This window comes from Enterococcus devriesei (assembly GCF_001885905.1).
GTDB lineage: Bacteria > Bacillota > Bacilli > Lactobacillales > Enterococcaceae > Enterococcus_A > Enterococcus_A devriesei.
Window position 1 is genome coordinate 395,772 of record NZ_JXKM01000002.1, and the last position, 11,980, is coordinate 407,751.

Genomic DNA, 11,980 nt, shown 5'->3' on the forward strand with positions numbered 1-11,980 from the left:
TCACTCCAAAGGTTCTGTCGGTCGGCGGCGCACTTGTTGCTGCTGCCGTAAAAATTGATAATCTTGTTCTAATGCGCGCAGCTCTTCTTCTAGGCTTGCAATACGAGCCGCCTGTACATCTTCAATAAAACGCTGATAATAATTATCTTCTTGCAAACTGTCATGATCAGCTAACCGACGGCGTAATTCTTTGTACAACTGTTCAGTGGAGAAAAAGCTCGTCCCATAGTCCATCCGTTTTGCCTTGCGCACTTCTCGGAACAAAGAAGCCATAAAGCGTTGCGTCAACGCCTCTTCAGCGACTTGTAACTTTTGTTTCAAGGGTTTCTTAGCCACAAAAAAAGTCCCTGCGGCTGGCAGCTCTTTGGTTATTTCAGCTGATTCACGGTACGGGCGATAGACTAAGACGCCAATCTCGTTCGGGATATCTCCTTGGACTTTTTCATAAAGCGCTTCGGGTAAGACAAAATAATTATAGTTGCCGACAAAGGAGAGTTTGGCTTTTGAATAAAAATCCGCCTTCGTCACCTTTAGTTCATAACAGCGCCATTCCCGCTGATCAGGTTTAAAAAAACAAGCCAGGGTATCCACGATTCCTTGCTCGTCAGGCATCGTGACTTCTTCTACCACGATCCCGCCTAATTCGATACAGTAATAATACAACGCCTTTTCAATTTCTTGGGTTAAAGTTGTTTTCATTTTTTCACCATGGGAACGTATTTTCGTAAACTTTAGCATAATTGCACACAAAAAAACAGAGGTCACCCTCTGTTTTAAATAAAATATGAAAGATCGCTCGCTGGACTTGGATAAGCAAAAATATAATCCGCAACTTCTTCATGGGTCATCTTTTTACTCAAGACCAGCAGCAAATAATTGATCAGTTCATCGGCTAATTGACTCAAACAAGTAATCGCCACAATCTGATCCTGCTCATCATAAACGAGCTTAATGGCTGCTCCTTGATCGTTGATCCGCTGATACGTGTACCAGCTAGATAAATCGATTGTCTGACTATGGTATTTCTCAGCATGATCAGCTAATTCTTTTTCACTTAGGCCGATTCGTGCTAATCGTTGATCACCAAAAACGATCGTTGGAATCAAGGGATAGCTGATTTTTTCTGTCGAACCTGCTTGGGTCATCACCTTCACAACATAATTCGCTTCAAAGCCAGCAACTGGCGTCAGTTTAGGTCGTGACTTCGCTAAAACGTCGCCACAGGCAAAAATAGTAGCTTGGGTGGTTTGTAAGTGTTCGTCAACTTGGATACCTCGTTTGTCAAAAGCAACACCTGCTTTATCTAAATGCAGCCCTTCAACATTCGGTACTCGCCCCGTCGCACCAATCACCATGTCCGTCACTAATTCAAAGCTGTCACCAACAATTTTATAATTAGGCTCGGCTAGTTCAACACTCTTTGTATTGATATTAAAATGGAAATGAATCCCGTCAGCTTCTAAATGTTTGACTAAATCATCCACCAATTCCTTGTCGAATTCTTTCAAAGGACGATCATTGTGGTGAATGATATGCACTTCTGATCCCGCCGCATTCGCGATCACTGCCAACTCAAAGGCAATGTAGCCGGCACCAATGAAGGCGATCCGTTTCGGCAAATGTTCAAGTGCTAAGAAATCAGTACTGCTTTGCAACAGCTCTGAGCCGTCAATTTGTAATACCGCTGGTCGCTGACCCGTAGCAATCAAAAATTGGTCCGCTGCTAACGTCTGATCATTAACCATAATATTGTGGGCATCGACAAATTCCGCTTGCCCTTGATAACGGTCGATCTCCGCCTCATCCAGACCGGTTTTCGTATTTTCTGGTACATGATCCGTATAGCTTCGTTTGAAAGCCATCAAATCTTCCCAATTTATATTCGGCACTTGCTCGAAGCCTTTACCGATCATCGTGCTAACTCTCTTTTGTACTTCTACGCCGCTCATCAGCATTTTTTTTGGGTCACAACCGCGATTAGGACAAGTTCCGCCCCAAAGATCCGATTCGATGATGGCAACTTTCTTCCCTTGTTCCTTGAGTCCATAAGCCGCCGCATTACCTGCCGGTCCACTACCGATCACAATGACATCATAAGTATCCATTTCTATTCCTCCTGACTTAAGAAGCGGAAAACATCGCTCCGTTTGATCGTTCCGATAATTTTTTGTTCTCGCTTAATGGTAAACGCTTCTTGCTCTGCTAACAGATCAAAGACTTCGCTCAAGCTAGTAGCAATGTCTAAACTTGGCAACATTTCGTCTGCTGGCTGAGCCTCTAGGTAATAGCCGCCGTCAATAAGTGTTTCTAATGTTTGGGTATATACTTCATCGTTGGTTTCATCAAAGAAATCCTTTACGAATTGATTTTTCGGATGTTTTTGAATTTCTTCTGGAGTATCGCATTGAATCAGTTTTCCTTCATGCATTACTGCGATTCGATTGCCGACTTTTAACGCTTCTTTCATGTTGTGAGTCACGAAAACAACCGTATTGCCTAATTTTTGATGCAGTTGAATTACTAAATCTTGAAGACTGGCACGGGAAATAGGGTCTAACGCACTGAAAGGTTCATCCATTAGCATAATATCTGGTTCCGCTGCTAGTGCTCGGATAATTCCGATCCGCTGTTGCTGGCCACCTGAAAGCTCACTAGGCATTCGATCACGGTATTGTTCCGGATCTAAATCCACTTCATTTAACAATTCATCTACCCGTTGACTACGACGCTGTTTGTCCCAGCCTAGCATATCTGGAATCACGTCGATATTTTCTTTCACCGTCATAGTGGGAAATAAAGCGATCTGCTGCAAGACATACCCTGTCTGCCAGCGTAATTTTTGGATATCATAATCTTTGATCCGCTTTTCATTAAAATAAATATCGCCATCGGTTGGTTCAATCAAGCCGTTAATCATTTTTAATGAAGTCGTTTTACCACTGCCGGAAGGTCCGACGAGTACAAAAATTTCTCCTTTTTTCACTGAGAGGTTCAAATCTTTTAGAACCACGTTGCCTTCAAATTCTTTACTGACATTTTTAAATTCAATAATTGATTCCATCTATTTATCCTCCCCAATGATCTTCTCTTTCACCAAAAAGTCATGGGCAACTTTTGCTGGTTGTTCCTTTTTCACGTTTACTAAGTAATTCATCTCCACCATTTGGTCTTCTGTAATTTTACCGGACAAACGATTCAAGGCTTTGACAATCTTCGGATGTTTATCGGCAAACTCTTTTTTCATTAACGGCGCTCCTTGATATGGCGGGAAGAGATGCATGTCGTCTTCCAAGGTTACTAGATCGTATTGCTTAATCTCACTATCCGTTGAATAAGCGTCGATTACATCGACATCTCCGGTGTTGATTGCTTGATAGCGTAAGGCCGGTTCCATACTTTGCACGGAGCCTAGCTTCACATTGTATTTCTTTTGAATCCCACGATAACCATCTTCCCGGTCGATAAATTCTAAGGTAAAGCCGGCTTTCAATTGATCCTGTTGCGCCGCTAAATCAGAAATTTTAGTGATGCCACGCTTCTCTGCTTCACTTTTCTTCATCGCCAACGCATAGGTATTTTCATATTCCATTGGTTTTAGTAGGCGCATATCAAATTGCGAACCTAATAATTTATTTGCTTCTTGATAAGTTTTCTCTGGTGAAAGATCATCCGGTGTATTATCTGGAACTTTCACCAAACTCTCTAAGACAGTTCCGGTAAATTCTGGATACATATCAATTTGATTATTCTCGACTGCACTAAACAAGAAACTGGTCTTCCCAAAGTTCGGCTTCAATTCCACATTGATCGACGAATCTTCATCTTTGATGACTTCTTTATACATATTAATCAAAATATCTGGTTCAGAACCTAACTTTCCGGCAATCGTGACTGTTTCCCCACCCATCGGATTGTTTTGAGCAAAGAAAATTCCACCAATACCGAGACAGATAACACCGAGAGCCGCTAAAGCAACTTTTCCACTGCGATGCTGCAAGAAACGAATTAAGGTACTAAAAATAATCGCTAATAAAGCCGAACTAATAGCTCCAATCAATGTCAAATTCGGATCGTTACGGTCGATTCCTAGTAAAATGAAGGTTCCTAGACCGCCAGCACCAATCAAAGCGGCTAAGGTAGCCGTCCCGATAATCAACACTAGCGCTGTACGAACCCCTGAAATAATAACTGGCATGGCCATTGGTAGCTCCACACGCAAAAGCTTACGCATTCGAGACATCCCAAAGGCATCCGCTGCTTCTTCAATCGAAGGATCGATTTCTGACAGTCCGATATACGTATTTTGGAAGATCGGCAACAACGCGTAGACGATCAAAGCAATCAAGGCTGGAACCGTACCAATCCCGACAAAAGGAATCAGCAGTCCCAATAATGCCAAAGAAGGAATCGTCTGCAAAATACTAGTGATTTGTAACACCACTTCAGCTAATTTCTTACGTTGACTTAGCAAAATCGCTAATGGAATCGCGATGACAACCGCAATTAACAACGCGCTTAAAGAAATCGCCAAGTGCTCAAACACCGCTGAAAGCAAATCACCCTTTCGTTCATTAAAGGTATTAATTAATTCATTCATAAAATATCCTCTCAAAAATATGACCTATTCTCATTATAGCTTAATCCAAAAAGGAGACAAAAAGATTCGCTTGCGTAAAAAGTAGTATAATGGCGAAAAAGAAAGCAGGGAAATGATGAAAACGATTGAAGACTTAGAAACGATTACACTTACTAAAAACGAAAAAAGCTATCATTATTTAAATTCTCATCACTATAATTGGTTCAAAGCAATTGAGTTGAACCTGCTAAATAGTGATGGTTTCACCAATTATTTCTTGCGACTTAAGAAAAACGATGCAATCGCCTTTGAACAACTGCAAGAAAACGTCCTAAACGCTTCAATCCAAGCGTTTCAGGCAGAATTAGCCGATGCCGATAGTTTTGTTTTACTGACGGCTACCTGGGCTAACGGCTTTGTTCCAGAAAAAGCTACCTCCGCTCTAAAAGACCTCAATCACTATTTAGAAAACTATACAATCCAGAAAGATCCGCTATTTGGTATCAATCAAATGAACGCCGATTTCAATCAAGTCCTGCTGCAACACTTTCCTAAAGTGCGCCGCCAAGATTTGCGTTTGATCTATCGTTTGTTGGCCTTGAAGGAAGCCAATGATGACATTATTCAAGACGAATTAGCCAGCTTAAACGAGCCGACTAGAAAACGCACTGAGCGACTTCGAGGAATATTTCAAGCAATATAAGAAAAAGCAACGACTGCTGATGTCACAATCTCACTAAGGAGATCACCGCATCAGCAGTCGTTGTTTATCTATTGGTTTTTATAAATTGGCTTCTTTATTCATTAAAGTCAGGAACAATCAGGACGATCCATTATTTCGGCTCATAGGGATAATGATCACTTTTAATGGTTCATGTCCGTTCTTTAAGCCAGTTTATTGAGTTCTCTTTCAATCAGAACTAGCGACAGTTTTAATGCTTTGACTCGCTCTTTAGACAATGTAATTTGCGACTGCCGATTTTGACCCTGTGCATGCTTTTCTTCAAGAGAAACAAGCGCCTGTTCAATCTTATGCAGCGTTGAAGCCAAAGACTTTTTCGCTGCTTGATACTCTTTTAGTGTATAATCTTCCATCTCTCAGCGTTCCTCTCTATGATTGTTTCAACTATCTAACTTCCGTAACCTAATTCCTCGAGAAACATTCACTAACGCTGCGATGAACCAAATAAGTGCAACCAAATGACTGTAGCGAGACTTGAAGACAAAGAGAAACAGTAAGCCACCAAATAATTGAAATAATGAATTCCAAAGTAATCTGTACCATTTTTTACTGGTCATTTCCAGTCTTCAACTCCTTACTGACCTTCGGCTAATAAAATACATGATTCAAAACGCCGTCCTTTGCTAAGAAAACTATCTATGCGTTTAGCCTAACTTTTTGATTTGCTTTATAAAGCCAAATGATGAAATTTATGAAAAAAAGCAAACTGCTGATCCGAATCCAGCCACTATGATTAGACTGCCACAGAATTGATAGCGATAGTGCCAAATTAAAAATAGCGATCCAGAATTCTGATGATTTTAGAAAATTTTTCATTCGCCTACCCACCCTCGTTATTGATAGATACTTGTTTAGTTATTAATTAAAGCATATACAAAAAGTTCCTCGGTATCAATAGAAAAAAGCCCTCTCCTTGTTAAAGAGAAGACTTTATGTATAACACCGATATTCAAATTCTTACTATTAAAAATTAAAACTCTTAACGAATCCCCAAAGCAATCCGCGCATAACGGCTCATCTTATCCGTCGTCCACGCTGGATACCACACAAGTTTCACTTCAACATTGTTGACTTCTGGAATTTCAGCCAATGCTGATTGAATATTATCCGTTAAAATATCCGCCAATGGGCAGCCCATGGTGGTCAAAGTCATTTTGATAATAGTATTTCCGGTCTGTTCAAAATCAACTTCATAAATCAAACCAAGATTGACGATATCGATACCTAACTCAGGGTCAATAACTGACTCTAAAGCGGTCAAAATATTTTCTTTAATTTCAGCAACTTCTGCTTCGGTCCATTTTGGTGCTTTCTCTTCCATTCGCTCCACTCCTTTTGAGTTCACCAGTATTTTACTCCATCTTACTCAGTTTGTAAATGAGAATTGACAGCCAGTCATTCTCATTTAAGAATCTTTATTGATCCACTTTTACTTTTTTCATCTGGATCTGCTCGTCCTCGGTCAGGAAAGAGCCTACGACAGAATCCGTCGCCATAATATTAGTAAATGAATTCGGATCAATATCTGTCACGACTTGTTTTAAAGTATATAATTCATAACGAGTCAATACGATCATAATGACTTCCCGCTCTGTTGAACTAAAGCCGCCCCGTGCCGGAATAACTGTCAAACCTCGAAGTAATTCACGACTCAACGCTTCACACATTTCCTTGCTTTTATTCGTACTAATGAAGGCCGTCATCTTCTGGTGACTGGTATGAACAAAGTCAACCACGGAACTCATTGTGAAGATCGTAATGATGGTATAAAGTGCACTCTCCCATGTAAAGAAGAAACCTGCGACTACGACGATCACGCCGTTTAACAACATCATATAATTGCCCACTGTTCGACCGGTTGTTTTAGATAAGAGTAAAGAGACGATATCCAAACCGCCAGTTGTAAAACCTAACTTCAAGGAAAAGCCTGCTCCGATCCCTAGTAATACCCCACCAGTAATGGCATTCATCAAGACGTTATCTGTCACTTGTCCAACTGGAATCAAGGTGGTAAACGCGGACATCGCGATCACGTTAGCAAAACTTAAAATCATCGCCGATTTTCCTAACTTTATAAAGCCTAAAATAAATACAGGAACATTCAAAAGGAAAATCAAGATTCCGGTATCAATCGTCAAGCCGAAGCTAGTTAATAAATGTTCTAAAATTTGGGCGATCCCTGTCATCCCTGCTGAAAAAACATTTGCCGGAATCAAAAAATAATTCAGCCCAACGGCTCCTGTTAAGCCGGTAAAAAGAATGACAACGATTTTTTTTGCCAAATCTTTTGATGTGTAATTAATAACTTTTTGCATCAGCTATTCCTCCTTCATTCAAACCCATAATAGAGTACCAGTTCTCTATAAGAATAATCAATCGTTTTCATCCGCTTATTGGAGAATAATTATAGCTTTCTTATCAATTTTTGATAAACTAGAGGAAAAGATTCAAAAGTTTTAGGAGGATAATTATGGCGAAAGAAGCAAGCTTTGATATCGTATCAGAATTGAACAAAGAAGAAGTCAAAAATGGCGTTCAAATCGCATTGAAAGAATTAAAAAATCGTTTCGACTTCAAAGGTAGTAGCTTTGACATTACTACAGAAGGCAACCAATTAGTTGTTACTGCAGAGGACGATTACAAGATCGAACAAGTCAAAGAAGTTTTGTTCAGTAAATTGATCAAACGTGGAGTTCCATTAAAAAATATTCAGTTTTCCGCTTCTGAACACGCCCTTGGGGGCAATGCGCGGCAGAAAGCTGATTTAGTCAGCGGCATTGATAAGGAAAGTGCAAAAAAATTAACGACTGCTATCAAGAACAGCAAAATCAAAGTTAAAGCGCAAATTCAAGAAGATCAATTACGGGTCGCGGAAAAAAATCGTGACGATTTACAGAAGGTGATTGCTTTAGTAAAAAACATCGACTTACCGATTGATCTGCAATTTACAAATTATCGCTAAAAAAGTAGGCTACGTTAGATTTCAGACTAACGTAGCCTACTGCTTTTTTATTCTGTTTCTTCCCAAAAGGCTTGGATGGTTTTACCTAATTCTTCTGCACCATAGACAACTTTGCGATCACGCCAACTAATCGGTAATAATTTTTGATAATGGGGATTCGTATAGCGCTGATCCAAAAGTAAAATGATTCCTTGATCCTTCATTGTGCGGATCACTCGACCTGCCGCTTGAATCACCTTATTCATCCCCGGTAATTGATAAGCGTAACTAAATCCTTCGTTTCTTTTTTCATCGTAATACTCTTTGATTAACTCTTGTTCGTGATTGATTTGAGGAAGACCAACACCTACTACAACCGTTCCAATCAGCCTTCCACCGACTAAATCAATGCCTTCAGAGAAAATCCCGCCTAACACACAGAAGCCGATCAACGTTTTTTTCGGCTGATTTACAAAAGCAGCTAGAAATTCTTCTCGCTCAGCTTCATTTAATTTCGAGCCTTGGATCTGTATCGCATACTCTCGATAACGGTCATGAAAATAATCTGCGACTTGATCAAGAAATTGAAAAGACGGTAAAAAGACTAAATAGTTTCCAGTTTTGGCTTTGACTAATGTTTCGATAGCTTCAGCAATTTTTGGAATACTTTGGACCCGCTTCTGATATGTCGTTTGGATACTAGCATCCACCGCCACTAATCGATTTTTTGTTGGAAACGGGCTGGGCAAACGATAGGTCAAGCTCTCTTCCCCTCCGCCTAAGACTTCTTGATAATAATCTAAGGGCGAAAAGCTTGCTGAAAAGAGGATACTACTGCCGACTTTGTCCATGGTCTGTTCTAGAAAGTATGAAGGATCAATGCAATATTCTTTGACGATCAAGTCATAATTTTTAAATTCCACCGTTGTCTCGTAATGATCATCATAGAACTCACTCATTCGCGTAAAGCGCAAAATCTCAAAATAAGCTGGCAGCATTCGTTGCTGCATAGGGTCTTCAGGATTTTCCGCCAACCATTCTTTAATCAGTTCTTGAACTTTAAAAAGACTATTAACAAGCCCTTCTGGAGCACTCTGCTGATGGAGGTAAGCCTCGCCGTCAAGGGCTTGATAAATCAGTTCAAATTCGTTATCGGCCCTTATAAAGGCTTTATTTAGTTTTTTAAAAGAACCTTTTAAATCCTTTTGAACATTTGTTAAGTTGTTTCTTGAGATACTTGCCGAGTACATTTCTTTGGACCGGTTAACTAAATTGTGAGCTTCATCTACTAACACTAAGTTGCTTTTATTCTCTTCTTCAAAAAAGCGGCGTAAGTACACAGTTGGATCAAAGAGATAATTATAGTCTCCTATGACAAGATCACAAAAGCGGCTAACATCTAATGATAATTCAAAAGGACAAAGCTCATGCTTGCGCGCATAGTCTTCAATCACTGGACGAGTATATTGATCGTCGTTATTCAACATATCCCATAAACCATCATTCACGCGGTCGTAATACCCCTTAGCAAAAGGACAATGCTCCGGCGTACAATTTCGTTCAGTCAAAAAGCAAATCTTATCCTTCGCCGTCAAAGTTACACTTTTGATTCGGGCGGCTTCTTGAGTAATTTTAGTCACGGTTTCTTCCGCGACCTGCCGGGTGATTGTTTTGGCGGTCAAATAGAAGATCCTTTCACCTAGTTCTTCTCCCATCGCTTTGAATGTGGGAAACAATGTCGACATCGTTTTGCCTGTCCCGGTTGGTGCTTCAACAAAGAGCTTTTGTTGCGCATGAATCGTCTTGTAAACGGCGGCAGCCAATTCTCTTTGTCCGGCACGATAGGTTTCAAAAGGAAAGGCCAATTCTTTCAGTGATTGATTTCTCGTTTCCCGCCAATTCATTTGAAAAACGAGCCAGTTTTCATAGCTTTGGACTAAATCGGTAAAAAAGTCCGCTAGCTCTTGGAAGCTATACCGACGTTCTTGTCGCGTGATTTTTTCTTCCGTCGTCTGAAAATACGTTAGACGTGCTCCGATTTCACTTAATTCTTCTTGTTCACTATAGATATAGGCGTAAACCATTGCTTGATAAAAATACAGATTAATGATCCCTTCTTCTAAATCTTCAAAAGGTGTTTCTGAGGTTTTTATCTCATCGATATAGGTCAGTTCATCTTGCAAAAGGATCCCATCTGCGCGACCCTCAATTTGAACCTCGATGCCGGCAATAGTTAATGGCTTTTTCAGCCAGACCTCTTTCTGATAGCTCGATCCAGCTTCTTTCTGCAGCTTGCGATGAATTCTAGCACCCTCTTGAGGTGTGTGGCTGCTGTTTTTTCCTTCATCAATACTGCCGCTGCGTAGAATGAATTCAACTAATTCACGAACAGCTATTTTCTTGACTGTCACGTCTTCACCTCATCTATCTTTTTTATCATTTGTTTTCATTTAAAAGTTTTTGCTGTTCAACCATAGAAGATTTTCTAAACGGCGTCAAGTGTTACTCGTCCTCCGACTTATCTATTAAACGTTGCAAAAAGTCGCGGAAAAGATCAGTTGCAATTCCCATTTTTTCGTAGTTTTCAAAGATCGAATGAATCTCCATAAATAGAAACGATAGATAAAACGCGTAAAGCAAGACGTTGCCGGCATTCATTGGGATCAAGCTTGCAACCGGCAGGAAAAATAGCAGTAACAAAATACTGGCGATCTTTCGTAAAATCCCATTAATCCCTATTTTTGATGAGAGCTGCTTCGTTAAGCGTGCAGCAATCAATCCGGTGATCAAATCCAGCAGCATAGCTAATGAAATCAGCGCTAAAACAAATAGTACGTTTGGCTCTCCTTCAATCATTTTCATCCAATTTGTCATAATAAATTCCCCCTTTACTATTATTAACGAAAGAAAAAGGCTCAATGCTTACCTAAATGTCAAATTCGTTCAGGGATTCCACATATTTTTTGCTTTTAAGGTATAATAAAGAAGAAATTCAGCCTAGGTCTCTAAACGAGAAGACCTAGCTGGTGTGAAATTGAGGCTCATTTTCTAAAGAGAATGAGTTAGGAGGGAAATAATGATTCAAATCGAAGGCTTCGTTACGGGGGTTGCACAAGAAAATTGTTACTTGATCCATAACGAGCAGAATTTACTAATTGTTGATCCAGGCGCTGAGGGAGATCGCTTAGCTGCAGAAATTAAACGTGTCGGGAAAAAACCACAGGCAATTCTTTTAACCCATACCCATTATGACCATATTGGAGCGGTAGAACAATTACGGAAATTGTATGATATTCCGGTCTATGTCAGCCCGTTGGAACAAAAATGGTTAGGTGACCCTATTCTGAATCTTTCAGGCTTAGGCCGACATGATGATATGCCGGATTTGATTGTTCGACCGGCAGAATTTGAATTTGAGCTGAAAGAATACACGATTGGCGGCATGACCTTCCAAGTGGTTCCCACCCCGGGACATTCTATCGGTAGTGTCAGCTTTATCTTTGACAATTTTGTTGTCGTGGGAGATGCTTTATTTAAAGGAAGTATCGGCCGCACGGATCTTTATACCGGAGATCTACAACAGCTTCTATATAGTGTTAAAACGTATCTCTTTACCTTACCTCGCGAATTGCCAGCGTATCCTGGACATGGTCCGGCAACGACGATCGGTCAAGAGATAGATACAAATCCGTTTTTTAATTAATCAACTTTTTGGAGGTTT

General features: G+C 40.2%; 12 protein-coding genes. 3 read left to right on the plus strand and 9 right to left on the minus strand.

Going from position 1 to position 11,980, the window contains the following annotated elements; translation table 11 throughout:
- The 4 genes from RV00_RS04470 to RV00_RS04485 form a co-directional block, all read right to left on the minus strand.
- Positions 1–699, minus strand: a complete 699-nt coding sequence (locus RV00_RS04470) for a hypothetical protein (protein ID WP_071861400.1) — start codon at positions 697–699, stop codon at positions 1–3.
- Between the two features lie 74 nt (positions 700–773).
- On the minus strand, positions 774–2,105 hold the full coding sequence (locus RV00_RS04475; RefSeq protein ID WP_071861401.1) for a dihydrolipoyl dehydrogenase family protein: 1,332 nt from the start codon (positions 2,103–2,105) through the stop codon (positions 774–776).
- A 2-nt stretch (positions 2,106–2,107) separates the two neighbouring features.
- Positions 2,108–3,061 (minus strand): ABC transporter ATP-binding protein, encoded by a 954-nt coding sequence (locus RV00_RS04480; protein ID WP_071861402.1) that lies wholly within the window; start codon positions 3,059–3,061, stop codon positions 2,108–2,110.
- On the minus strand, positions 3,062–4,597 hold the full coding sequence (locus RV00_RS04485) for an ABC transporter permease/substrate-binding protein (RefSeq protein ID WP_071861403.1): 1,536 nt from the start codon (positions 4,595–4,597) through the stop codon (positions 3,062–3,064).
- 115 nt (positions 4,598–4,712) lie between these two features.
- Between RV00_RS04485 and RV00_RS04490 the strand changes: the two genes are divergently transcribed.
- On the plus strand, positions 4,713–5,279 hold the full coding sequence (locus RV00_RS04490; RefSeq protein ID WP_071861404.1) for a hypothetical protein: 567 nt from the start codon (positions 4,713–4,715) through the stop codon (positions 5,277–5,279).
- A 182-nt stretch (positions 5,280–5,461) separates the two neighbouring features.
- Here RV00_RS04490 and RV00_RS04495 read toward each other — a convergent pair whose 3' ends face one another.
- The 3 genes from RV00_RS04495 to RV00_RS04510 all read right to left on the minus strand — a co-directional run bounded on the left by RV00_RS04495 (position 5,462) and on the right by RV00_RS04510 (position 7,633).
- Entirely contained in the window at positions 5,462–5,671 is a 210-nt protein-coding gene (locus tag RV00_RS04495) for a hypothetical protein (protein ID WP_071861405.1), read from the minus strand.
- A gap of 626 nt (positions 5,672–6,297) precedes the next feature.
- The gene (locus RV00_RS04505) at positions 6,298–6,639 is read right to left on the minus strand and encodes a metal-sulfur cluster assembly factor (RefSeq protein ID WP_071861407.1); all 342 of its coding nucleotides are present in this window, start codon (positions 6,637–6,639) and stop codon (positions 6,298–6,300) included.
- A gap of 94 nt (positions 6,640–6,733) precedes the next feature.
- Positions 6,734–7,633: a YitT family protein gene (locus tag RV00_RS04510; RefSeq protein WP_071861408.1), complete on the minus strand. Its 900-nt coding sequence runs from the start codon at positions 7,631–7,633 to the stop codon at positions 6,734–6,736.
- A gap of 155 nt (positions 7,634–7,788) precedes the next feature.
- Between RV00_RS04510 and RV00_RS04515 the strand changes: the two genes are divergently transcribed.
- Positions 7,789–8,280, plus strand: coding sequence for a YajQ family cyclic di-GMP-binding protein (locus tag RV00_RS04515; protein WP_071861409.1), 492 nt, complete (start codon positions 7,789–7,791; stop codon positions 8,278–8,280).
- Positions 8,281–8,327: 47 nt separating this feature from the next.
- Here RV00_RS04515 and RV00_RS04520 read toward each other — a convergent pair whose 3' ends face one another.
- A complete protein-coding gene (locus RV00_RS04520) occupies positions 8,328–10,670 on the minus strand; it encodes a helicase C-terminal domain-containing protein (protein WP_071861410.1) in 2,343 nt (780 codons plus the stop codon).
- Between the two features lie 91 nt (positions 10,671–10,761).
- The gene (locus RV00_RS04525) at positions 10,762–11,133 is read right to left on the minus strand and encodes a phage holin family protein (protein ID WP_071861411.1); all 372 of its coding nucleotides are present in this window, start codon (positions 11,131–11,133) and stop codon (positions 10,762–10,764) included.
- A 202-nt stretch (positions 11,134–11,335) separates the two neighbouring features.
- On the opposite strand from RV00_RS04525, the gene RV00_RS04530 reads away from it, so the two are divergent.
- The gene (locus tag RV00_RS04530) at positions 11,336–11,962 is read left to right on the plus strand and encodes an MBL fold metallo-hydrolase (protein WP_071861412.1); all 627 of its coding nucleotides are present in this window, start codon (positions 11,336–11,338) and stop codon (positions 11,960–11,962) included.
- Positions 11,963–11,980: the final 18 nt, after the last annotated feature.

What these genes read in the sequence shown, in the direction of transcription:
- RV00_RS04480 (WP_071861402.1), bottom strand. Translation starts at nt 3,061, where the DNA reads ATGGAATCAATTATTGAATTTAAAAATGTCAGTAAAGAATTTGAAGGC.
- RV00_RS04485 (WP_071861403.1), bottom strand. Translation starts at nt 4,597, where the DNA reads ATGAATGAATTAATTAATACCTTTAATGAACGAAAGGGTGATTTGCTT.
- RV00_RS04475 (WP_071861401.1), bottom strand. Translation starts at nt 2,105, where the DNA reads ATGGATACTTATGATGTCATTGTGATCGGTAGTGGACCGGCAGGTAAT.
- RV00_RS04515 (WP_071861409.1), top strand. Translation starts at nt 7,789, where the DNA reads ATGGCGAAAGAAGCAAGCTTTGATATCGTATCAGAATTGAACAAAGAA.
- RV00_RS04470 (WP_071861400.1), bottom strand. Translation starts at nt 699, where the DNA reads ATGAAAACAACTTTAACCCAAGAAATTGAAAAGGCGTTGTATTATTAC.
- RV00_RS04530 (WP_071861412.1), top strand. Translation starts at nt 11,336, where the DNA reads ATGATTCAAATCGAAGGCTTCGTTACGGGGGTTGCACAAGAAAATTGT.
- RV00_RS04495 (WP_071861405.1), bottom strand. Translation starts at nt 5,671, where the DNA reads ATGGAAGATTATACACTAAAAGAGTATCAAGCAGCGAAAAAGTCTTTG.
- RV00_RS04505 (WP_071861407.1), bottom strand. Translation starts at nt 6,639, where the DNA reads ATGGAAGAGAAAGCACCAAAATGGACCGAAGCAGAAGTTGCTGAAATT.
- RV00_RS04510 (WP_071861408.1), bottom strand. Translation starts at nt 7,633, where the DNA reads ATGCAAAAAGTTATTAATTACACATCAAAAGATTTGGCAAAAAAAATC.
- RV00_RS04525 (WP_071861411.1), bottom strand. Translation starts at nt 11,133, where the DNA reads ATGACAAATTGGATGAAAATGATTGAAGGAGAGCCAAACGTACTATTT.
- RV00_RS04490 (WP_071861404.1), top strand. Translation starts at nt 4,713, where the DNA reads ATGAAAACGATTGAAGACTTAGAAACGATTACACTTACTAAAAACGAA.